16 protein-coding genes are annotated in these 22,660 nt (G+C 69.6%); 6 read left to right on the top strand and 10 right to left on the bottom strand.

The genetic code is table 11. The features are described from left to right. Positions 1 to 155 precede the first annotated feature (155 nt). Positions 156 to 1,739, top strand: coding sequence for a DUF1996 domain-containing protein (locus RKD20_RS31900; RefSeq protein ID WP_424880726.1), 1,584 nt, complete (start codon positions 156 to 158; stop codon positions 1,737 to 1,739). Positions 1,740 to 1,798: 59 nt separating this feature from the next. On the opposite strand, the gene RKD20_RS31895 is transcribed toward RKD20_RS31900, so the two are convergent. After that, on the bottom strand, positions 1,799 to 2,236 hold the full coding sequence (locus RKD20_RS31895; protein ID WP_007381552.1) for a hypothetical protein: 438 nt from the start codon (positions 2,234 to 2,236) through the stop codon (positions 1,799 to 1,801). Between the two features lie 93 nt (positions 2,237 to 2,329). Between RKD20_RS31895 and RKD20_RS31890 the strand changes: the two genes are divergently transcribed. From RKD20_RS31890 to RKD20_RS31880, 3 genes are all read left to right on the top strand, one after another. After that, positions 2,330 to 2,866, top strand: coding sequence for a tetratricopeptide repeat protein (locus RKD20_RS31890; protein WP_424880725.1), 537 nt, complete (start codon positions 2,330 to 2,332; stop codon positions 2,864 to 2,866). Between the two features lie 196 nt (positions 2,867 to 3,062). Further along, on the top strand, positions 3,063 to 4,988 hold the full coding sequence (locus RKD20_RS31885; RefSeq protein ID WP_424880724.1) for a hypothetical protein: 1,926 nt from the start codon (positions 3,063 to 3,065) through the stop codon (positions 4,986 to 4,988). A 78-nt stretch (positions 4,989 to 5,066) separates the two neighbouring features. Further along, positions 5,067 to 5,756, top strand: a complete 690-nt coding sequence (locus RKD20_RS31880) for a TetR/AcrR family transcriptional regulator (protein ID WP_424880723.1) — start codon at positions 5,067 to 5,069, stop codon at positions 5,754 to 5,756. On the opposite strand, the gene RKD20_RS31875 is transcribed toward RKD20_RS31880, so the two are convergent. The 3 genes from RKD20_RS31875 to pulA all read right to left on the bottom strand — a co-directional run bounded on the left by RKD20_RS31875 (position 5,753) and on the right by pulA (position 13,227). After that, positions 5,753 to 6,106, bottom strand: a complete 354-nt coding sequence (locus tag RKD20_RS31875; RefSeq protein ID WP_424880722.1) for a 5-carboxymethyl-2-hydroxymuconate Delta-isomerase — start codon at positions 6,104 to 6,106, stop codon at positions 5,753 to 5,755. The two genes, RKD20_RS31880 and RKD20_RS31875, sit on opposite strands and share 4 nt — an antisense overlap. A 28-nt stretch (positions 6,107 to 6,134) precedes the next feature. After that, entirely contained in the window at positions 6,135 to 7,754 is a 1,620-nt protein-coding gene (locus RKD20_RS31870; protein WP_424880721.1) for a SpoIIE family protein phosphatase, read from the bottom strand. Positions 7,755 to 7,827: 73 nt separating this feature from the next. After that, on the bottom strand, positions 7,828 to 13,227 hold the full coding sequence (pulA, locus tag RKD20_RS31865; RefSeq protein ID WP_424880720.1) for a pullulanase-type alpha-1,6-glucosidase: 5,400 nt from the start codon (positions 13,225 to 13,227) through the stop codon (positions 7,828 to 7,830). Between the two features lie 170 nt (positions 13,228 to 13,397). On the opposite strand from pulA, the gene RKD20_RS31860 reads away from it, so the two are divergent. Next, positions 13,398 to 13,766: a hypothetical protein gene (locus tag RKD20_RS31860; RefSeq protein WP_424880719.1), complete on the top strand. Its 369-nt coding sequence runs from the start codon at positions 13,398 to 13,400 to the stop codon at positions 13,764 to 13,766. Here the strand turns inward: RKD20_RS31860 and RKD20_RS31855 are convergent. The 6 genes from RKD20_RS31855 to RKD20_RS31830 all read right to left on the bottom strand — a co-directional run bounded on the left by RKD20_RS31855 (position 13,742) and on the right by RKD20_RS31830 (position 21,166). Further along, positions 13,742 to 15,130: an alpha-amylase gene (locus tag RKD20_RS31855; protein WP_424880718.1), complete on the bottom strand. Its 1,389-nt coding sequence runs from the start codon at positions 15,128 to 15,130 to the stop codon at positions 13,742 to 13,744. The genes RKD20_RS31860 and RKD20_RS31855 overlap by 25 nt on opposite strands. Before the next feature lie 133 nt (positions 15,131 to 15,263). Beyond that, complete coding sequence (locus RKD20_RS31850) at positions 15,264 to 15,830, bottom strand: dihydrofolate reductase family protein (RefSeq protein WP_424880717.1); 567 nt, start codon at positions 15,828 to 15,830, stop codon at positions 15,264 to 15,266. A 130-nt stretch (positions 15,831 to 15,960) separates the two neighbouring features. Continuing rightward, complete coding sequence (locus RKD20_RS31845) at positions 15,961 to 17,622, bottom strand: glycoside hydrolase family 13 protein (RefSeq protein ID WP_424883372.1); 1,662 nt, start codon at positions 17,620 to 17,622, stop codon at positions 15,961 to 15,963. A gap of 223 nt (positions 17,623 to 17,845) precedes the next feature. Further along, complete coding sequence (locus RKD20_RS31840) at positions 17,846 to 18,754, bottom strand: sugar ABC transporter permease (protein WP_424880716.1); 909 nt, start codon at positions 18,752 to 18,754, stop codon at positions 17,846 to 17,848. Between the two features lie 13 nt (positions 18,755 to 18,767). Further along, on the bottom strand, positions 18,768 to 19,772 hold the full coding sequence (locus RKD20_RS31835) for a carbohydrate ABC transporter permease (RefSeq protein ID WP_424880715.1): 1,005 nt from the start codon (positions 19,770 to 19,772) through the stop codon (positions 18,768 to 18,770). A 125-nt stretch (positions 19,773 to 19,897) separates the two neighbouring features. Further along, complete coding sequence (locus tag RKD20_RS31830) at positions 19,898 to 21,166, bottom strand: extracellular solute-binding protein (RefSeq protein WP_424880714.1); 1,269 nt, start codon at positions 21,164 to 21,166, stop codon at positions 19,898 to 19,900. A 362-nt stretch (positions 21,167 to 21,528) separates the two neighbouring features. Here RKD20_RS31830 and RKD20_RS31825 point away from each other — a divergent pair, with 362 nt between their 5' ends. Beyond that, on the top strand, positions 21,529 to 22,599 hold the full coding sequence (locus RKD20_RS31825) for a LacI family DNA-binding transcriptional regulator (protein WP_424880713.1): 1,071 nt from the start codon (positions 21,529 to 21,531) through the stop codon (positions 22,597 to 22,599). The last annotated feature ends 61 nt before the right edge of the window (positions 22,600 to 22,660 follow it).

Genomic DNA, 22,660 nt, shown 5'->3' with positions numbered 1-22,660 from the left:
CTGCTCAGGCGGCTGTTGCCGCCCCGGGTCCCGGCAAACCTCTGATTTGTTTGTGGGACGGCTGAACACCCATGGGGCGCCCTGCGTATGGGAGGGCGCCGCTTCACTCCTGTCGGGCGCCTCGATGGCCCGGAAAAGGAAGTCAGAGGAGTTCCATGGGACGCAATACACGTAAACGCCGCTCGTCGATGGCCACGAAGGCCATAGCCGCGTCGGCGGCCCTAGCGCTCGGTGGGGGCGGGCTGATCTGGGCGAACTTCTACGCTTCGGCGCACGAGTCGAACAACAACGGCTGGTCCCAGAACCAGACCAAGGCCGCCGCCGCGCAGGTCGCGACCATCTCCTGCCCCGACGTCGGTCAGAAGCTGACGAACGTGCCTCAGAACGCGCGTCAGGGGGTGGCCACGGAGCTGGCCAACCTGGACAAGCAGATCACCGAGGCCTACGCCAGGCTCGCCTCGACGCGGCAGGCCCAGGCGGGTGACTCGGGCTTCGTCCAGAACGCCATCGTCGGTCCCCTGAAGGAGAAGCGGGCGGCCACGATCGACCGGATCCGCATCGACATCCAGCGGGTCGGGGGTCAGTTCAACACCTCGCTCAGCCAGCTGGCGGCCTGCACGACGCAGGCCGCGGCCCCGCAGACCAACGCCGGCGGTGGCCAGCAGCAGAACGGCGGCCAGCAGCAAAATGGCGGCCAGCAGCAGAACGGTGGCCAGCAGAACAACGGCGGCCAGCAGAACGGTGGTCAGCAGCAGGGCGGCCAGCAGAACGGTGGTCAGCAGCAGGGCAACGGCGGACAGGGCGGCAACGGCCCGGTCGCGGCCGACTTCGTGGACATCACCAAGGTCCAGGGCAACGCCCAGCTCGGCGTGGGCGCCAACGGCCTCCCGGCCAACGGCAACTCGGGCTCGCGGGGCAGCTTCACCACCAAGTGCGGCACCAACGCGAACAAGAACCACAACACGGACAACGTGATCGTGGCTCCCGGTGTCGCCAACGGCGCCCACCACCTGCACGACTACGTCGGCAACCAGAGCAACGACGCCTTCGCGAGCGACCAGGAGCTGGCGGCGGCACAGTCCACCTGCCAGAACCAGGGCGACAAGTCCTCGTACTTCTGGCCGGTGCTGCGTCTGCAGAACGGCACGAAGGACTTCGACCAGAACAACGACGGCGGTGGCAAGGAAGGCAACGTCGGCAAGATCCTGCAGGCCTCCCAGGCGCAGATCAAGTTCGTCGGCAACAAGAAGGGCAACGTCGTCGCGATGCCGACCGCCCTGCGCATCATCACCGGTGACGCCAAGGCCTTCGTCAACGGCAACGCCAACGCCAACGTGAACTGGTCCTGCACCGGCTTCGAGAACAAGGTGCAGCTGCACGACAAGTACCCGATCTGCCCGCAGGGCAGTCAGGTGGTGCGCACGACCAACTTCCAGAGCTGCTGGGACGGTCAGAACATCGACAGCGCCAACCACCGCACGCACGTGGCCTTCGCCGCGGCGGACGGCTCCTGCGCCAACGGCTTCAAGGCGATCCCCCAGCTCCAGGTCCGGCTCGTGTACAACGTCCCGGCCCCGAAGCTGCAGAACGGCACGGTGGTCAACCCCTACGCGGTGGACACCTTCCCGGAGAACCTGCACAAGCCGATCACCGACCACAACGACTTCATCAACTTCTTCTCGCAGAACACGATGAACCAGATGGTCAACTGCATCAACACCGGCAAGAAGTGCCAGTGACGCACTGAGAAAGCCGGCGGTGAGGATCTCTCACCGCCGGCTTTCTCGTGTTCGCGTCCTCAGTGGGCCGAGTGCGTGGCACCCATCTTCGAGTGGTCCGTGCCCTCCTCGATGTCCCCGCCCAGCGTCTTGCGCAGCACCGTCACCGTCTTGGTGGTGTCACCGACGGCGACCCACTTGCGGCCGACCAGAAAGTGACCGCCGTAGTCCTTGGCGCCGTTGATCCACTCGCGCTGGCCGCGGTCGGTGGCGAACGTGGCGAGGATGAACTTGCCGTCGGCGTCCTTGGACTTCTTGCACACGGCCTGGCGCAGCTCGTCGGCGTCGATCTGGATGTTGGGCGTGCACTTCACCTCGGCGGCCAGGTGCTCCAGACTCCCGGTGGCCGCGGACGGCACCGCGGCGACGGCCTTCGCGTCACCGCCGGATCCGCAGCCCGCGAGCGCCAGCACCGCGGCCGCGCCGGTCAGCGCGAGCATCGGTCGGGTCAACCTCATCTGTTCCTCCGGTCACGGGGTCACGTCGGACGGGCCCCGGCGGGGGTCCGTCTCCTCCCATACGGCTGCGGAGCGCGGGACGCTCAAATCCTGATGTCGTCACGGGTACGGCTGTGCGAAAGTGGGCCGGTGAACGATGACTGGGAGAAGCGGGTCGACGCCGCCTGGGCGACCTTCGACGAGTATCCGGAAGAGCGGGCGGCCGAGTTCCGGGCCGTGATCGACGCGCTCGTGGCCGAGCTTCCGGACGGCAGTCCGCTCGGTCCGTTCGAGCGGGCCTGCGCGTGGGACTCGACGGGGCACTCCGACAAGGCGGCCCCACTGTACCGGGAGGCCCTTGCGAGCGGGCTGTCCGAATACAAGGGGCGGCGCGCCAAGATCCAGCTGTCGAGCTCCCTGCGGAACATCGGGCAGGCGGAGGAGGGCGTCAAGCTGCTCACCCCCGAACTGGACGGCCCGTCCGACGAGTTGGACGACGCGGTGCGCGCCACGCTCGCCCTGTGCCTGTCCAGCCTCGGCCGCGACCGCGAGGGTCTTTCGCTGGTCCTGGGCGCGCTCGCGCCCCATCTCCCGCGCTACCAGCGGTCGATGGCCAACTACGCGCGCGCCCTGGTCGAACCGGCCGACTGAACTCGCCCGAGCGGCGATGATCGCGTGCCGTGATGTGCCGCAGAGCTGCGGAGCCATCGCCACGCAGGTCACTCGGGGTTGCCGTGCATGCTCCGCGTCGCACCGGTCACCAGGACCGGACGCCCCCGCTCCCGCACCACCCCGCGGGACGCGACGGCGGCGGTGACCAACCAACGATTCGCTCGTTCTGCTGAACGTGCAGTCACAGGATGTCGCCCCGCGCCCCGCACCCGCCTCCGGCTCCGCCGCCGACCCCGTCGTCGATGTCGAGCAGGCCGAGGCCGCGCTCGTCGAGCACTACCCCCGGCTGGTCAGGATCGCCTATCTGGTACTGCCGCCGGGCCTCGGCCGGGGCCGGCGGGTCCTGACCGCGCACGCCCTCACCCAGCGCGCCCTGCCGCGGGGCCGCACGGCGGCGCCCGTGATCCCGGCCCAGCCGGCCGGCCGCGAGGGCGACCCCGGCTACGCCTTCGTCCGCCTCCAGGTGGTGCGTACAGCGCTGGAGGCGGGCCTTCCGCTCAGGCGCCGGGCGTGGCCCAAGCGCTCCCAGCTCCCGCCGCTGCTCCCCCACGTGTGGGGCCTCAGGCTCTTCCCGCGCTCCGGCGGCGCCGACGAACTCGCCCTGGACCAGCGGCTGTCGGCCATGTCAGGGCCGGCCCGCGCCGCCTGTGTCCTGCGCGGTCTGGAGAAGCTTCCCGACGGTGACGTACGGGAGCTGCTGACGGCGGCGGGCGTGGCAGGCGTGGCCGCGGCGCTCGACGAGGCGGCCGGTGCCGAGGACGCGTACGCCCTCCTCGACTCCCCCGAGTTCGACCCCTGTTCGCTACAGGCCCGCCCCACCGACCTGATGCGGCGCAGGCAGCACATGAAGGCCGCGCTCGCCGCCGCTGCGGCCGTCGCCGTGTGCGGGGCGCTGCTCGGCCTGCCCGGAGACGGCTGGGGCCCCGACGGCGCCGCCGCGCCCCCCTACGCGCAGAACCCCGCCGCCCAGGCCGCCCTGAACCCGGCCCTGCTGCTCAAGGTCCCGGCCGCCGCGTGGGAGTCCTCGGCGCGCACCGACTTCTCCGTATGGCCCGCGCGCGGCGACCTCACCGGCGACCGCGCCCTGCTGCGCCGCGCGCTCGCCGTCTGGGCCCGTCCCGGCGAGAGCGTCCAGGTCTCCGCGACCCCCGGCACCCCCTCGGGCGGCCCCTCCGGCCCGCCGCAGCTCCTGTACGCCGGGACCGTCGACAACGCACGCGTGGTGCTCCTCTACGACGGTCTGCGCATCGTCCGCTACGCCGAGCCGCGGGACGGCACCAAGGGCGCCGCCCTCGACTTCGCCCGCGTCGACGGCGCGGACCGGGCCGGGGCGGGCGCGGTCGTGCTGGGCCGGGCCGACGGCAACATCCGTTATCTGACGGCTCCTTGGGTGACGAAGGCCGCCGAGCGGGACCTGCTGAAGCCGAGTTCCGGCGCCATGGACCTCACGCTCACCGGCGGCACCACGGCGCCGATGGCCGGCCCGGCACAGAGCGGCGCGTGCACTTCCTGGAACGTGCTCCAGCTGACGGACGCCTCCGCCACCCGGCTGCTGACCGACCTGGGCGAACTGGTGCCGGCCCGCCTCACCACAGGGCGTCCCGGCTCCGTGAAGGACGCCTCCGGAGCGGGGGCGCTGCGCGCCTGGGCGCCGTACGCCTGCTCGCTCGGTGCGATGCGCTCCTCGGGCGTGCGCAGTGTGAACGCCTGGGCGTACGCGTCGCAGCCGCTGCCCGACACGGGCGGGGCGGCCGACTGGGTGTGCACCCGTGCCGAGACCTGGCAGGGCGGCGGGGAGCGGGTGCTGGCCCAGTTCCACTCGCCCGGCTCGACGTACGGGGCGGTCGCGGCGAAGGCCGAGAACGTGCCGGCGTGCGGGGCGAAGGATCCGCAGGTGCTGGCCGGGGTGCTGTGGAAGTCGGGGACCGGCTCCTGGTACCTGCTGGCGGCGGGGAGCCGGGGGACGTCGTCGATCAGTGCGACGGGCGGGGTGAAGGGTTCCGCCCGGGGCAACCTGCTGGCGGTGAAGGCCGAGCAGGGGGGCCGGGCCGAGCTGAAGGGGACCCTGGAGGACGGGCGGGCGGTCAGCGGGCTCCGGTAGAGGACCGGTGCCGGACATGTGAACACCGCCGGCCGGACCGGACCGTTCCGGGCCGGATTCGATCGGTAAGGTGTTCGTATGACAACCGGGGTCCGTCGAAGAATGGGAGTCGAGGAACGGCGTCAGCAGTTGATCGGCGTCGCCCTCGAACTGTTCGCCCGCCGCTCGCCCGACGAGGTCTCCATCGACGAGATAGCGTCGGCGGCCGGTATCTCGCGACCGCTGGTCTACCACTACTTCCCCGGCAAACTCAGCCTCTACGAGGCCGCGTTGAAACGGGCGGCCCAGGATCTCGCGAGCCGCTTCGAGGAACCGCACCAGGGCTCGCTGGGCGGCCGGCTGCTGCGGGTGATGCGCCGGTTCTTCGACTTCGTGGACGAACACGGGCCGGGTTTCTCGGCTTTGATGCGGGGCGGGCCCGCCGTGGGCTCGTCGGCGACGAACGCGCTCATCGACTCCGTACGGCAGGTCGCCTACGAGCAGATCCTGTCGCATCTGAGGGTGACGGACCCGCCCGCGCGCCTGGAACTGCTCATCCGCTCCTGGATCTCGCTCGTCGAGTCGACGGCCCTGATCTGGCTGGACGGCCGCCGTATCCCACGTGCCGAGCTGGAGATCCAGCTCGTGCACGACTTCGCCGCGCTGGCCGCGGTGAGCGCGGCCTACGACGAGGAGATGACCGCGCTGCTGCGCCGGATGCTCAGGGACGAGCCGCACGACGGCCCGTTCACGGACCTGGCGGCCCGGCTGATCACGCTGGCGTCCTAGAGCACGGCCTTGGTGTAGGAGGCGTCCAGGTCGCGCACCTCGGCGGAGAGGTGCACGGTGAGGCCGTCCTCGGGCCCGATGTGCTTGCGCAGCAGTTCCACGACGGCCTCGGTGAGCTTCGCCTTGGTCTCCTCGGACCGTCCGGCGAGCAGGGCGATCGTGACGTTCACGATCGCGTGGTTCTCCTTCTCGCCGCCGACCGCCTCGTCCTCGCTGCGCAGCACCCGGGTCTTGCACGCCTCGAGCTTCGCGGCCGCCGTCTCGACGACGACCGGGTGCAGCGCCAGGGCGAGCTCCTCCCAGTGGACATGGTCGAGATACGGGGAGCGTTCGATGGTGATCTGCGGCATGGGCACTCCTGTTCTACGGCGGCACAGGTCACCCTAGCCGCAGTGCCAGCATGGCGATGTCGTCCTCCCGGTCGTGGCCGAAGGTGTCCAGGAGGGTGTCGCACAGCGCGTCCAGTCCGGGCAGGGCGCCCGCGGAGGCCGCGCGCAGGTGTTCCAGGGAGGCCGTGAGGTCGGTGCCCCGGGTCTCGATGAGGCCGTCGGTGACCATGAGGAGCCGGTCGGTGGGTTCGAGGAACAGCTCGGTGGCCGGCGGATGCGGCAGGCCGATCCCGAGCAGCGGACCGGCCGCCTCGGCGTAGTCGGCGGTGCCGTCGTCGCGGACGATCAGCGGCGGGATGTGACCGGCGTTGGCGATCCGGGTGCGCCCGGTGTCCGGGTCGATCAGGGCCAGACAGACGGTGGCCGTGGTGTCGGGGTGGTAGCGCCGCAGGGTCCGGTCCAGGCGCTCGGCGAGCACGGCAGGATCGCTCTCGTCGACCGCGTAGGCGCGCAGCGCGTGCCGGAGCTCGACCATGACGGTCGCCGCGTCCAGCGAGTGCCCGACGACGTCGCCGACCGCGGTCAGCACGCCCTCGTCCACGCGCAGCGCGGCGTAGAAGTCGCCGCCGATCTCGGTCTGCCGGGAGGCGGGGACGTAGCGGACCACGACATCGATGCCCGGCAGCTCGGGCAGCCGGTGCGGCTGGGGCAGGAAGCTGTGCTGGAGGGTGAGGGCGACATGCCGCTCGACCTTGTACATGAGCAGCGGTTCGGCGGCGAGCGCGGTGGCCTGCGCCAGCTGCGCCAGCAGGGCCTCGCCCTCAAGACCCACCCTGCGCATCCCGCGCGCGGGCGCTGCCAGGCACACCGGGGCCCGGCCGTCCTGGCTGACGACCAGCGCGAGGCGGGCGTCGTGCTGGACACCGGGCCGGAAGAACCCGGCGGGCCACAGCGGCGCCGGCACGGTGGTGAGCTGCACTCCGGCCTGTCCCCGGGTGAGCCGGCGCAGCAGAGTGCTGACGGCCCGGTCGGCGGCCTCGTCGGGCAGGGCGACGGGAATGCGGTCGCGGGACAGGCCTCGGTAGAGCTGGTCGTCCTGGTCGAGGACGAAGACCGCGGCCGGGGTTCCGGTGAGCCGCGAGACACCCTCGGCGGCCGCGTCGGACAGCTCCTGGAGGGTCCGTGCCGACTGGATGGTGACGATCGTCTCGGACAGCAGGGTGAGCCGCCGTACGAGCGCCCGGTCGCCGGCCCGCAGTTGCGCGTTGCGTACGGCGGCCCGGACCACCGCCTCGATCTCCAGGGGCTCGGCGGGCACCTTCAGATAGGCCTCGACGCCCCCGTCCAGGCCCTGGCAGAGGTCGGCAGGGGGCGAAGCCGCGGCCGAGAAGTGCACGACGGGCATCCCGGCCGTGTGCGGGCGTTCCTTGAACAGCCGGCACAGGTCGAAGCCGCTCATGTCGGGCAGCCCCACGTCGACCAGCGCCACGTCCGGCAGGGTGCCCTTGAGCAGCCGGTTGTCGAGTTCGGCCAGAGCCTCGCCGCCGGTGGCGACCGGTACGACCCGGTGCCCCGCGCGGCTCAGCACGGTGCCCATGGCGTACCGGCTGGCCTCCATGTCGTCCACGACCATCACGGTCGTGCCTGTCAGCTTGCCTTTTGCATCCATCTGTCAGCCCTCGGGCAACACCGGTGGAGCAGACCGGGGTTCGGGGTCTGCTCCACCAAGGTAATGCGTTCAGCTAGAGATGGCGGATGAAAACAGCCACGGTCCGTGCCGGAACGGCGAACGTACCGGATTCCTTCGTGTAGGACGCCTCCTTGACGGTAAGGTCCGCCCCTGCCCGCTGCACGGGGTGCAGCCGGTAGGCGCTTCCGGCCAGGGCGTCGACCCGCTGGCTCTGTGCCTTCGGTGTCGCGTTGAAGACGACGACGAGATCGCCGAGTTCCATCGTGATCACACCGGGCGTCTCGTCCTTGCCGGACAGCGGGAAGGACAGCCGCGACTGCACCTGGTCCGCCGTGCCGAGCGAGAACGCCTTCTCCGTCGTACGGATCCTCAGCAGGTCCCGGTACGCGGCCGACGCCCCCTCGATCTGCGCGCAGCCGACCTTCACCGAGCCCAACAGCGGCTTGGCGTAAGGCCACTTGGAGGCGTTGTCGGCCGCCATGGGCAGTCCGCGGCCGAAGCCGTTGCCGTCCTGGCAGTTCCAGTGGACCGCGTTGAACCAGTCGCCGCTGTCGAAGGAGTTGCGGTCCAGGGACTTGGAGCGCAGCAGGTCGGTGCCCGCCTGGGAGAGCGCCGGGCCCTGCGAGAGGGCGGCCGTGGCCAGGGCGAGGACCTGCATCCGGGCCCGGTCGGAGGCGCTGGTGCCGGCGGGCAGTTTGTACGTCAGCGCGTCGAACAGGGACTCGTTGTCGTGCGCGTCGGCGTAGGCGAGGGCGTCACCGGGCGCGTCCGCGTATCCGGCGGGCTGCCCGTTGTAGTCGACCTGGGCGCCGGTGACCTCCTTGCCGTCGGTGTCGGTGAAGGTGAACTGCTTGAGGTTGCCGGACAGGCCCACCTTGATGAGGTCCTGGTAGTGGAGGAGGCGGGCCTTCTGCTGCGCCTCGGTCCCGTTCGCCGTGGACGTGTTGGGGTCCGTGTACAGACCGGACGCGAAGCCCTGGACGCCGGGGTCCTCGTCGAAGGGGCCGCCGCCGCGTACGGCGTCACGGGCGCGGTCGGAGAAGGTCGCGATCCCGGTGCCGGCCATGTTCTTCTGCGTGGCCTGCACGAAGCGGGCGTCGTCGGCGACCTCGCCGAAGTTCCAGCCCTCGCCGTAGAGGATGATCTTCTTGCCGTCGACGCCGTCCTTCTTGAGGGTGAGCGCGTCGAGGGCCTTGCGCACGGCCAGGATGTTGGCCTTGGGGTGGTGGCCCATGAGGTCGAAGCGGAAGCCGTCGACCTTGTACTCCCTGGCCCAGGTGACGAGGGAGTCGACGACCAGTTTGCCCATCATGGCGTTCTCGGTCGCGGTGTTGGCGCAGCAGGTGCTGTTGGCGACCGAGCCGTCGGCGAGGAGGCGCTGGTAGTAGCCGGGCACGATCCGGTCGAGCACGCTCGTGGCGGCCTGCCCGCTCGCCGCGGTGTGGTTGTAGACGACGTCCATGACGACCCTCAGGCCGTCGTCGTTGAGGGACCTGACCATCTTCCGGAACTCGACCGTACGGCCGGTGCCGTCCGGGTCGGTCGCGTACGAGCCCTCCGGGACGGTGTAGTGGTACGGGTCGTAGCCCCAGTTGTAGGCGTCCTTCGCGGCGGTCTTCGCGACGCACTCCTGCTGCCGGTCGGAGTCGGCCGGGTAGGAGGCGAGGTCGCAGTCGGGGGTCGCCCGGTCACTCCTCTTCTCGGGGATGGTGGCGATGTCGAAGGCGGGCAGGAGATGGACGTACGAAGTGCCCGACTTCGCGAGCTGCTTCAGGTGCTTGGAGCCGTCGCTGCCCTTGTCGGTGAAGGCGAGGTAGGTGCCCTTGTCCTTCGCGGGCACCGTCCCGTCCGCCACCGAGAAGTCCCGGATGTGCAGCTCCTGGATCTCGGCGTCCTTCATCGGTACGGCTGTGGGCTTCCTGTACGTCGACCAGCCGCCCGGCGCCAGGGACTTGTCGTCGAGGTCGACGACGAGGCTGCGCTCCGAGTCGGTGGTCAGGGCGACCGAGTAGGGGTCGGTGACCTTGTTGGTGACCAGCTTCCCGACGCTGGGCGCCCAGACCTTCACGACGTACCGATACGGCTTGCCCTTCCAGGACTTGGGGCCGGTGACGGACCAGACACCGGTCGTGGCGTCCCGCTTCATCCTCACGGTGGACCCGCCGAGTTCCAGCGACACGCTCCGCGCGGTCGGCGCCCAGACCGAGAGGGTGGGACGTCCCTTGCTGAACGTCGGCCCGAGAGCGGCCTTCGTCGCCTTCGGGTACAGGTCGTCGAGCACGCCGGCGATCTGCACGCCCGTCGCCGCCAGCACGGCACCGTTCGCGGCCCGTTGGGAGACGACGAGCTGACCGCTGAGGGCCTGGCGTACGCGGTCGCGGTCACGTGGGTCCACGGACCAGGCCGTGTAGTCCTTCAGATGCGGGAACCTGGCCTTCTGGGCCTCGCTGAGCGCGGTCTTGGTGAGCCGCAGCCATCGCTCGTCGTCGCTGGTCAGCGCGCCGCCCTGGACGGCGATCGAGCCGTCGTGGGAGTACAGCAGCTGGGTGGAGGCGGCCGCCTCGGAGCCGTTCCAGGCGACCGTGTCCCGGTCGATCCAGACCGCCTTGGAGGTGGTGAGGTCGAGCGCGGCGGCGGACCCGGCGGGCTGCGGGAGGAGGTACTTCTCCTGGCCGTCCAGCAGCCACACCTCGTGGCCGTTCGCCGTGAGGTCCAGGGACCGGTCGGTGGGCAGGTCCTTCGCGTCGCCCTTGTGGATGATGTAACTGAGGCTCGTGGCACCGCCGTTGAGGGGTACCTCGTAGACCGCGCCGTAGGCGTCGGTCCGCACCGGCTCCAGCGGCTTCGACCAGTCGGTGGGGTTCGCGGCGCCCGTCCAGACGTGCAGACCCCAGCCGTCGTAGTTCCCGTCGGCGCGGTGGTAGTGGATGACCGCCTTGGACGTGTCCTGCGCCGGGTAGTCGGGGCGTTCCGTCCGTACGGCGTCCTTGCCCTGCTCGATCCACACCTCACCGGTCCTGGTGACGTCGATCGTGCGGTCGGTGGAGACGTCCTTGTTGCCGTCCTTGTCGATGACGAGGAAGCCGACGCCGGAGGCACCGGGCTTCAGCTTGACGTAGGCGAAGGCGCCGTACGCGTCCCGGCCGACGAAGGGATGACTGTTCGGCCAGGTGGTGGACTCACCGTCGGCGAGGTCGCCCCAGGCGTACAGGCCCCAGTCGGCGTAGTCGCCGTCGGCACGCTTGTAGTGGACGACCGCGTAGTCGCGGGAGGAGGCGGTGGGGGTCTCCTCGGCGGGCGGGGTACCGGTCACGGAATCGGCTGCCGCTGACGCGGTGCGTCCCGCCGAGTCGACGACAACCGCTTTGTAGCGCAGGGCTGTTCCGGCCGGGGTGTCCTTGCCGATGGTCTGGGTGACCTTGTAGGGAGCGTGGTCGGCGGAGCCCAGCGTCTGCCACCTGCCGTTGCCGGTCTGCGCCGCGAAGACGACCCGGTCGAGCCGTCCGCCCTGCACGTCGGCGGTGAGCTCGACCGTGCCGGTGGCGCCGGCGGCCGGGGCCTTGAGGGTGAGCGTCGGCTTCGTGGCGGACTCGGTGGGCTTGCCGGCCGCCTTGAGGACGATCGCGGACCCGGCGGGGACGGTGACGGTGATCTTCTTGTCGGCGTCGGAGGTGACGTTTGAGGCGCCCCCGTAGATCCCCTTGAACGCCATGCTCGCCGATCCGGTCGCGAACGTCGCCGACTTGGCCTCGCCCGCGTTGTTGAAGGCGACGACGTACTCCTGGCCGGTCTTCGCGTCGGTGCGGGAGAAGGCGTAGACGCCGGACCCGCCGGCCGCGTACCGCTCCTGCTGGACTCCGTCGGTCAGCGCCGGGTTGGCCTTGCGGAGCCCCGCCAGTTCCGCGATCTGCCGGTAGAGCGGGGCGCCGGTGTCGTACGCGTCGCTCGCGTGCGTGCGGTCGGTGCCGATCTCGTCGTCGTCCAGGTAGTCCGCGGTCCTGGACGCGAACATCGTCTGGCGGGCGTCCTTGTCGCCGCCGGCGCCGGTGAAGCCCTGTTCGTCGCCGTAGTAGACGACGGGGTTGCCACGGCTGAGGAACATCAGCTCGTTGGCGAGCTTGTCCTTGGCGAGCAGTTCGGCGTCGCCGGCCTTGGGGTTGTCCTGGTTCAGGAAGTACCCGATGCGGCCCATGTCGTGGTTGCCGAGGAAGGTGACCTGCTCGTAGGCGTTGGCCTTGTCGGTCGTGTACTTGTAGTCGTCGCCGAAGACGCCGGCGAGCTTCTGCGCGCTGCCGCCCTGGGAGGCGTACTGCCGTGCCGCCTCCTGGAAGGGGAAGTCCAGCGTGGCGTCGAGGCGGCCCTGGGTGACATACGGCGAGGTGATCGACGTGTCGGCGGAGTAGACCTCGCCGAACATGAAGAAGTTCTTCCGGCCCTGCTTGGCCGCGTAGGCGTCGAGGGCCGTGGCCCACTGGGTCCAGAACTCCATGTTCACGTGCTTCACGGTGTCGATCCGGAAGCCGTCGATGTCGAAGTCCCTGACCCAGCGCTGGTAGATCTTCTCCATGCCGGAGACGACCTCGGGACGCTCGGTCCACAGGTCGTCGAGGCCGGAGAAGTCGCCGTAGGTCGTGGACTCACCGGCGTAGGTGGAGTCGCCGCGGTTGTGGTACATCGTCGGGTCGTTGAGCCAGGAGGGGACCTTGTTGTTCTTGGTGACCTTCGGGGTGCGCGGGAAGGAGTCGGCGTCGACCCTCGGGAAGTCACCCGTTCCTGCGTAGCCCGCGTCGTCGAACGGCTCGCCGTCTTTCGTCAGATACGGGAACGCGCCCTTGGAGAGGTAGCCGTAGGACTTCTCTTCATAGTCGACGATGTCGGCGGTGTGGTTGGTGATGACGTCGAAGAAGACCTTCATGCCCTTGGAATGGGCCTTGGAGATGAGGGTTTCGAGGTCCTTGTTGGTGCCGAAGTGCGGGTCGACCTGGGTGAAGTCCGTGATCCAGTACCCGTGATAGCCGGCGGAGGCGTTGCTCCCCGTCCCCTGCACGGGCCGGTTCTTGAAGATCGGCGCCATCCAGATGGCGGTGGTGCCGAGCCCCTTGATGTAGTCGAGCTTCTTGGTCAGGCCCTTGAGGTCGCCGCCCTGGTAGAAGCCCTTGTCGGTGGGGTCGTAGCCGGTGCTGAGGCGCGTGCCCGTCAGGCCGCCCTTGTCGTTGCCGGTGTCGCCGTTGGCGAAACGGTCCGGCAGGACGAAGTAGAACTGCTCGCGCGTGGAGTCGTGCCGGGCGGGCTCGGCTGCGAGCTTGGTGTCGGACGGTGGCGGAGGCGGTGTGTCCGCCTGCGCCGCGAGTGGTTGGACGAGCGCTGCGGCCAGCGCGGTCACGGTGACCGCGGCGACCCGTCCGACGTGGGCGGTACGGCGCCTCGACGGCGTCGGCCATCTCGGTATCACAGATGGACTCCTTGCGATTACGGCTCTAGGTGGGTCCGACCCCGCGTGACCGTATCGCCGCCGCAAGGCTTACAGCAAGAGTCGTGAAACGGCCGGAAAGAACTTTCACGACCGGTGTGCCGCTCATAATCGGTGGCCCCCACGGGCGGCGCACGACTACCGTCCCGCGCATGGAGCAGGAACCTCCCCTGGTGCGCGAGGTCCACCCGGAACTGATCGACGAACTGGTCGCCCTCCTGGAAGCGGAGGGGGAACGCGAGTTGGCCATCTGCGCACGGGACGTCCGGCTGGTCGGGGCGTGCGGCTGCCGCGACGACTTCTGCCAGAGCATCCGGACGGCGGACCATGCGCCGGGCCGGCCGTACGGTCCGGGGCATCGCTGTGTGCCGCTCCTGCCCTCGTCGGGCGATCTGATCCTCGACGTGGTGAACGGCCGGATCATGTACATCGAGATACTCGGACGACCGCCCCTGCGTCGACGCGGAGAGCCGGAACAGGGGCGGCCCGGGGCGGGTCAGCAGCTGGACTTGCCCGCGTAGATCGCGAGCGCCGTGTTGGCGCCGAGGGTGGCGGTGAACTGGCCGTTGGAGCCGACCGTCACGCTCGTGTTGTTCTGGACGTTGCAGTACGTCCCGGCGGGCAGCGAGGTCTGGTAGGTGCGGCTCAGGCTGCTCGACTCGTGGTTGATGGCGACGTACCCCTTGGCGCCGCGCCCGAAGGCGATCGCGTCGCCGCCGTTGTCCCACCAGTTGGTCACCGACTCACCGCGGACGGCGTTGCGGAAGCCGACCATGCGGAGGATCTCCGGCCAGGCGTGCTGGCACTTCCAGCCGTCCTGCCAACAGGCGGTCACGGAGCCGTTGTTAGGTGGCCCCGCGTCCTTGTCGGACCACTCGTAACCGGAGTTGATGTCCGGGGCGCCGTAGGGGTAGGCGAGCATGAAGACGTTGGCGAGCGTGTAGTTGGCGCCGTCCTTGTAGTTCAGGGTGCTGCCGTTGCGCTCGGTGTCGTGGTTGTCGACGAAGACGCCGGCCACCGAGCTGCTCATGTAGCCCCAGCCCTCGCCGTAGTTCTTCAGGTAGGCGAGGTTCTCGTTGTTGAAGACCCGCTTGAGGTCGTAGGCGTAACGGAACTCCTGGACGTCCCCGTTGCCGGTGTACTCGGTGGGCTGGACGGCCTCTCCGCTGCCGTAGATGACCTCCTGCTTCCAGTACACCGACGGGTTGCTCAGCCGGGACTTGATGTTGGCGAGGTCGGTGGCCGGGATGTGCTTGGCCGCGTCGATGCGGAAGCCGTCGACGCCGTAGCCGAGCAGGGAGTTCAGGTAGCCGGCGATGGTGGCGCGGACGTACTCCTCGCCGGTGTCCAGGTCGGCCAGGCCGACGAGTTCGCAGTTCTGGACGTTGGCGCGGTTGGTGTAGTCGCTGATGGCCGAGGTGCAGTCGTCCATGTCGTAGGAGGAGTACAGGCCGGGGTAGTTGTACTTGGTGTACGACGAGCCGCCGGTACCGGTGCCGCTGCCCGCGGACATGTGGTTGACGACGCTGTCGACGACGACCTTCACACCGGCCGCGTGGCAGGTGCTGACCATGTTCTTGAAGGCGGTGGCGTCGCCGAGCCGCCCCGCGATCCTGTAGCTGACCGGCTGGTACGAGGTCCACCACTGCGAGCCCTGGATGTGCTCGGCGGGCGGGGAGACCTGGACGTAGCCGTAGCCTGCGGGGCCGAGGGTGTTGGTGCACTCCTTGGCGACGGAGGCGAAGTTCCACTCGAAGAGGACTGCGGTGACGTCCTTGCTGCCCGGTGGGGAGGCCTGGGCGGCGGTGGGGGTGAGGACGGCCACCGCGGTGGCGAGCACGGTGGCCGCGGCGGCGGTGACCCTTGCGGAGCTTCTCGGTATCACGTGGGGGTTCTCCTTAGGCGACGGCCGGGCGTCTTTGCCCGGCGCCGGCGAGAACGTACCGCTGTTGAAATGTTTACAGCAAGAGTCGAGAAAGTAACGGCAAGAACTTTCACACGCTGTCCCGTGCGGCGGCTCAGCGCTGGCTGGCCGGCTTGTCCGGAAGGTCCCCCCGGCTCGCCCCGCAGGAGTAGACGATCTCCACCGACCCGCCGGGCAGGGCCCGTTGGCTCTGGAAGGTCAGTCCGGTGTCGGGGCCGAGCGCCGGGGTGAGCTGGGTGCCGCCGCCGAACAGCATAGGCAGCACGACCAGTTCGAGGCGGTCCAGTGCGCCGAGCGCGTGGAAGGTCGCGATGGTCCGCGGGCCGCCGATGAGGTGGACGTCGCCGCCCCGGTTGGCGGCGCGGATCCTCTCAAGGAGGCGGGCCGGGTCGCTGTCGGTGGTGACGTGGTCGGGGGTGCCCTCGGGACGGTGCGAGCCGAGGACGAACACGTCCAGGTCGGGCCACGGCCAGCGGCTGTTGGTCAGGGCGGGCTCGAAGGTCGTACGGCCCATGAGCGCGGCCTCGCAGTCGGCCAGGAACTCCCGGATGCCGTGGCTCTGACCGGAGACGAACGCCGGGTCGGCGGTCAGCGCGGGCCAGCCGCTCGGGGTGGTCACATAGCCGTCGGCGCTCATGCTCAGGCGGGCGCGGATCTGCATGATGTCTCCTCGGGTCGGGGGCGCTGTTGCGCCCTTCCACCCAAGCGTCGAACGCGGCTCCCGCCGATCGACACGCCCGGCAAAAAGAAATCACCGGGCCCTCCCGGGGCCCGGTGATCCCTGTCCGTCCTCAGGCCGTCGTCCACCACACGGTCGTGTCGGCCGGCACCTTCGCGTCCCCGTCGACCTCGGCGACCTCCCCGCTGGCGAGCAGCACACGGCCGTACGCCGGAGTCGTCACCGACTCGCCACCGGTGTTGGCGACGCAGACGAACTCGCCGCGGCGGAAGGCGAGAACGCCCTCGGGCGCGCGCAGCCACTCGACCGCGTCGCCGGCACCCAGGCCGGGCTGGGCGCGGCGGACGGCGAGGGCCGTGCGGTACAGCTCCAGGGTGGAGTCGGGGTCGCCGGTCTGCGCCTCCACGCTCAGCTCCGCCCACTCCGACGGCTGGGGCAGCCAGCTGCCGCCCGCGCCGAAGCCGTACGACGATCCCTCGCGCGTCCACGGGATCGGCACCCGGCAGCCGTCGCGGAAGCCGTCCTGGCCCGCGCCGCGGAAGTACGCCGGGTCCTGGCGGTCCTCGTCGGCGAGGTCGACGACATCCGGGAGGCCGAGCTCCTCGCCCTGGTAGATGTACGCCGATCCGGGCAGCGCCAGCATGAGCAGCGTGGCGGCGCGGGCGCGGCGCAGCCCCAGTTCCCGGTCCCCCGCGGTGCGGATCTGGGTGCCGAGGCCGGGCGGGTTGGCGAAGCGGGTGGCGTGGCGGGTGACGTCGTGGTTGGAGAGCACCCAGGTGGCCGGGGCGCCGACCGGGCGCATCGCCTCCAGCGTGCGGTCGATGACCCCGCGCAGCTCCTCGGCGTCCCAGGCGGTGCTCAGGTACTGGAAGTTGAACGCCTGGTGGAGCTCGTCGGGCCGGACGTAGTGCGCGGTGCGCTCGACGGTCGGGGTCCATGCCTCGGCGACGAAGATGCGCTCGCCCGAGTACTCGTCGAGGATCAGCCGCCATTGGCGGTAGATCTCGTGGACACCGTCCTGGTCGAAGAACGGCATGACATCGTTGCCCAGGAGCTTGACCTGGTTGTGGGATCCAAGGTCGGGAAGCCCCTCCGCCTTCACCAGGCCGTGGGCCACGTCGATGCGGAAGCCGTCCACGCCCATGTCCAGCCAGAAGCGCAGGATGGAGCGGAACTCGTCGCCGACGGCCGGGTGGTCCCAGTTGAAGTCGGGCTGCTCGGGGGCGAAGAGGTGGAGGTACCACTCCCCGTCCTCGACGCGCGTCCAGGCGGGACCGCCGAAGATGGACTCCCAGTCGTTGGGCGGGAGTGCGCCGTTCTCGCCCTTGCCGGGGCGGAAGTGGTAGCGGTCCCTCAGGGGCGACCCCGGGCCCTCGGCGACCGCCCGCTTGAACCACTCGTGCTGGTCGGAGGAGTGGTTGGGCACCAGGTCGACGATGATCCTGAGCCCCAGTCCGCGGGCGTCGCGGATCAGTGCGTCGGCGTCCAGGAGGTTGCCGAACATGGGGTCCACGGCCCGGTAGTCGGCCACGTCGTAGCCGGCGTCGGCCTGCGGGGAGGCGTAGAAGGGGCTGAGCCACACGGCGTCCACGCCGAGGTCGCGCAGGTACGGCAGTCGGGTGCGGATGCCCTCCAGGTCGCCCATGCCGTCGCCGTTGCTGTCGGCGAAGCTGCGCGGATAGACCTGGTAGATCACCGCGTCCCGCCACCAGTCGCTGCGCTGGGCTTTGGCGGAGGTCGATGCCGGGGCGGTGGCGTAGTGCTGCTGGCTCATGGCGTCCTTGAAACGTAAGGGGGTCATGGGGGTTGTCAAGTGGCGAGGCGGCCGCAGTGACAGCGGGGTCGGATGGACACTGCGGCCGCCTCGGGTATGGGGTTGTGGGGGCTTGCCCCCACAGGGGCGCGGGGCTGTGCTGATGTGCGGCTACCGCCGCGTGGGCGCGACCAGCCACGACGGCGCCGCAGACAAGCGACGGCCTTCGCGGCACAACCGGCGGTCAGCCCTTCGTGCCGCCCGCGGTGAGCCCGGTCACCAGGTTCTTCTGCACCAGGTAGAAGAACACCGACACCGGTATCGCGATCAGCACCGCCGTCGCCGCCATCAGGTTCCGCTGGGCGTCGTGCTCGCTCACGAAGCTCTGGAGTCCGACCGCGAAGGTGTACTTAGTGTCGGACAGCATGAACGTCGAGGCGAACGCGACCTCACCGAAAGCCGTGAGGAAGCTGTAGAACGCGGCGACCGCGAGCCCCGGCTTGGCGAGCGGCAGGATCAGCCGCGCGAACGTGCCGAAGGGGGTCAGCCCGTCGACGCGTCCGGCCTCGTCGATCTCGAACGGGATGGTGTCGAAGTACCCCTTGAGCAGCCAGGCGCAGTACGGCACCGCCGTCGAGCAGTACACGAGGACGAGCCCAAGATAGCTGTCGATGAGCTGGAGGTCCGACAGCATCTGGTACATCGGCACCATGAGTACGGCCACCGGGAACATCTGGGTGACCAGGAGCACCCACATGAACTTCCGGTAACCCGGAAAGCGCATCCGGGACACGGCGTACCCGGTGGTCGCGGCGATCAGCACACCGATCACCGTGGTGCCGAGCGAGACGATCAGCGAGCTCTTGAGCCAGCTGAAGAACTCGGTGTGCTGGAGGACGAACGAGTAGTTGTCGAGCGTCATCTTCTTCCAGATGCCGCCCGGGTGGAGGTAGTCGTCGGTGTCCGGGCCGAGGGACAGGAAGACCAGCCAGACGATCGGGAACAGCGCGATCAGGCTCGCGAGGATCAGCAGGCCGTGCGAGGCGAGGGAGCCGGCGAGGCTCTGGTCACCGCGGCGGCGGATCCGGCCGGGTGCCGGTGCGGGGCCGGCCTCGGACACCGCGGCGGAGGTCTCGACAGTGGTCGTACTCATGGGAACTCCTGCCTCAGATCGCGAGCTGCTGGTCATTGCGGTTCAGCCAGCGGCGGTAGAAGGAGGTGAAGACGATCAGGATGGCCAGCAGCAGGATGCCGTACGCGGCCGACTGGGCGAAGTCACGCGGCTGCTGTCCGAAGCCCAGGTAGTAGGCCCAGGTGACGAGGATCTGCGCGTCCGGCGCGGTGTTGCCGAACAGCAGGAAGATCACCGCGAACTGGTTGAACGTCCAGATGATGCCGAGCAGGACGACGGTGGAGCTGACGCTTCTGAGGCCCGGGAGGGTGACGTACCGGAACCGCTGCCAGGCGCTCGCGCCGTCCATCTCGGCGGCCTCGTACAGCGAGGCGTCGATGGACTGGAGTCCGCCGAGCAGCGAGACCATCATGAACGGCACTCCGCACCAGGTGTTGACCATGATCGCGGCGAACCGCTGCCAGAAGGTGTCCTCCAGCCATGACGGACTCGGCAGGTGCAGCGCGTCCAGGGCCATGTTGATGACGCCGCCGTCGGCGAGCATGAAGCGCCAGCCGAAGACGGTGACGAAGGTCGGTACGGCCCAGGGGAGCACCAGGATCAGGCGGTACAGCGTGCGGCCGCGCAGCTTCTGGTTGAGCAGCAGCGCGAGGCCGAGCCCGATGCAGTAGTGCAGGGCGACGCACAGGGCCGTCCAGACGACGGTCCAGATGAAGTGCGACCAGAAGCGGTCGTAGGCCGTGTCGCCCCACAGGATGTCGGCGTAGTTGTGCAGGCCGATGAACTTGTAGGTGGCGTCGATGTGGTTGACGCCGATCGTGCGGGCCGTGTTGAGGCTGTTGGCGTCGGTGAGCGTGAGGTAGACGCCGTAGACCAGGGGGTAGAGCACGAGGACCCCGAGGACGACCGCCACCGGGGCGATCATCGCGTAGGCGTACCAGTGTTTCTGGTAGCCGTGCCTCAGGCGTTGGCCCAGCCCGGGCCGCGGCGCGCGGTCACCGTGGCGTTTGCCGGTGGCGCGGTCGATGGCGACTGTCATGTTCGACACCTTCTGGAAGTTCTGCGGCTCTGAGAAGTGGCTGGGCGACGCGGCCCGCCGGGCGCAGGCCGGTGGCCGCCGGATCCCTCCCCCCGATGTCCGGGAGATCCGGCGGCCACGCGGGCTCACTTGCTGAAGTCCGGCACCAGCTTGGCGATGGCGGTCTCGGCGTTGCCCAGGCCCTTGTCCAGGGACTCCTTGCCACCGGCGATCTTGAGCAGCTCGGTGTCCAGCGGCGTCAGCAGGGAGCTGTACTCCGGCAGGGCCACGCGCGGCTGGGCGGAGGCGAGGACCGTCTGGTAGCCGGCGATGCCCGGGTCGGCCTTGACCTCGGCGGTGTAGGCGTCGTCGCGGGTGGGCAGCGTGGAGTTCTTCAGCGCGATCTGCGTCTGCGACTTCGCGGAGGTCATGAAGCCCACGAACTTCTCGGCCGCCTTCTGGTGGGCGGAGTCCGAGCCGGCGTAGACCGAGAGGTTGTGGCCGCCGGTCGGGGCGCCCGCCTTGCCGGTGGAGCCGGCCGGGACGGTGGTGATGCCGAGGTTGGACTTGTCCGAGAACGCGGAGCCCTTGTAGAAGTTGGTGATCTCCCACGGGCCCTGGACGATCGCGGCGACCTTGCCGTTGACGAACGCGTCCTGGATGTGGGCGTAGGCGTCGGCGGTGGTGTCGGCCTTGTGCAGGCCCTTGCCGGAGAAGAGGCTCAGCCAGGTGCCGTAGCCCTTCTTGGCGGCGGCCGAGTTCACGGTGATCTTCTTGGCGGAGGCGTCGACGGTGTCGGTGCCCTCGCCGAAGAGGAACGGCTGGGCGTAGTAGGCCGCGGTGGAGCCCCAGTAGCCGTCGACGCCGGTCTTCGCCTTGATGGTGGCGGCGGCGGTCTTCAGGTCGTCCCAGGTCTTGGGGGCCTCGACGCCGGCCTTCTCGAAGAGCTGCTTGTTGTAGACCAGGGCGAGGGTGTCGGTGACGAAGGGGACGCCGTAGGTCTTGCCGTCGTACTTGGCCTGCTCGATCAGGTTCGGCTTGAACTTGGCCTGGTCGGCGAGGGCCTCGGTGCCGTCGAGCGGCAGGAAGTAGCCCTTCTTGGCGAAGGCGGGGGTCCAGCCGACGTCGGAGCGCAGCACGTCCGGGGCGCCGCTCGCGCCGGCCGCGGTGTCGAACTTGTTCTGCGCCTGGTCGAACGGGACGTTGACGTACTTGACCTTGACGTCCTTGTTGGCGGCCTCGAAGTCCTTGATCAGGGCCTTGTACGTCGGCGCCTCATTGGTGGCGTTGGAGGTGTCCCACCAGGTGATGGTGACCGGACCGTCGGCCTTGTCGCCGCTGTCGCTTCCGCCGCAGGCCGTCGCCGCGAGGGCGAAAGACGCCACCAGCGCGGTGGCTGCTATGCCACGCCGCATGAGTTCTCCTTGAGGGTGAAAGCCCGTGAGATGCAGGGAACAGGCCCCGTCTGCCGTCCCTGTCTGCCGACTGCGCCGTTGCGGCCGCCGGGCGAGTGGGAACGTAACAGCGATGCAAGACTTGCGAAAGACCTTGCAGAAAAAAAGTGCAAGAGGCTGCGGAAGTTACCCCGTCGTGACCCCTTGTCGACCGTCAGGAGACCCTTGTTTTACGGGGCTGAGCGGGGCGGCTACGGGTTGTGCAAGACTCTGCAAGCTCTTGCCATCCTCCTCCCGGACGGGAATCATCCCCTTACGGGACAAGGGGCACCGACGAGAACAGAGGGACCGCGATGACGATACGGCCGGTACAGTCCGGTGCCGTGACCACACGGCTAGCCGACATCGCTGCTCAGGCGGGGGTGAGCGAAGCGACCGTCAGCCGCGTCCTCAACGGGAAGCCGGGTGTCGCCGCCACCACCCGCCAGTCCGTGCTGGCCGCACTCGACGTGCTGGGCTACGAACGGCCGGTGCGACTGCGGCAGCGCAGCGAGGGTCTGGTGGGCCTGATCACCCCGGAGCTGGAGAACCCGATCTTCCCGGCCCTGGCCCAGGTGATCGGCCAGGCGCTGACCCGGCAGGGCTACACGCCGGTCCTCGCCACCCAGACCCCGGGCGGCTCCACGGAGGACGAGCTCACCGAGATGCTCGTCGACCGGGGCGTGGCGGGCATCATCTTCGTCTCCGGGCTGCACGCGGACACCTCGGCGGACATGCAGCGCTACGAGCAGTTGCGGGCGCAGGGCGTGCCGTACGTGCTCGTGGACGGTTTCTCGCCGAAGGTGCAGGCGCCGTTCATCTCCCCCGACGACCGCGCGGCGATGGCGCTGGCGGTGACCCATCTGGTGTCGCTGGGGCACACGCGGATCGGCCTCGCGCTCGGCCCGAAGCGTTTCGTGCCGGTCCAGCGCAAGATCGAGGGCTTCGTGCGCACCATGCAGGACCTGCTCGGTCTGCCGGCGGCGACCGTCGAGGCGGACCTCGTCCAGCACTCGCTCTACACCCTGGAGGGCGGTCAGGCGGCCGCGACGGCCCTCATCGACCGTGACTGCACGGCGGTGGTGTGCGCGAGCGACATGATGGCGCTGGGTGCGATACGGGCGGCCCGGCAGCGGGGGCTGGAAGTCCCCCGGGACGTGTCGGTCGTGGGCTTCGACGACTCCCCGCTGATCGCCTTCACCGACCCGCCGCTGACGACGGTCCGCAAGCCGGTGCCGGCCATGGGACAGGCGGCGGTGCGGACCCTGCTGGAGGAGATCGGCGGAACGCCCGCCCCGCACAGCGAGTTCGTGTTCATGCCCGAGCTGGTGGTACGGGGTTCGACGGCTTCGGCCCCTGGTGAGCGCAGTCGTCCTCAGGGCGGAGACAGCGGGCTTTCCGCAGTGCGCCGGTAGGAGAACGGGACAGTCTTCCCGTCGTAGGACATGCAACCCGAACCCGACCGGAGGATGATCG

Origin of the sequence: Streptomyces sp. SLBN-8D4 (assembly GCF_049739545.1) — a bacterium.
In the GTDB taxonomy this organism is placed as follows: domain Bacteria; phylum Actinomycetota; class Actinomycetes; order Streptomycetales; family Streptomycetaceae; genus Streptomyces; species Streptomyces canus_C.
Note: the sequence above shows the minus strand (reverse complement) of the source record. Positions and strands in the feature narration are given on the sequence as shown.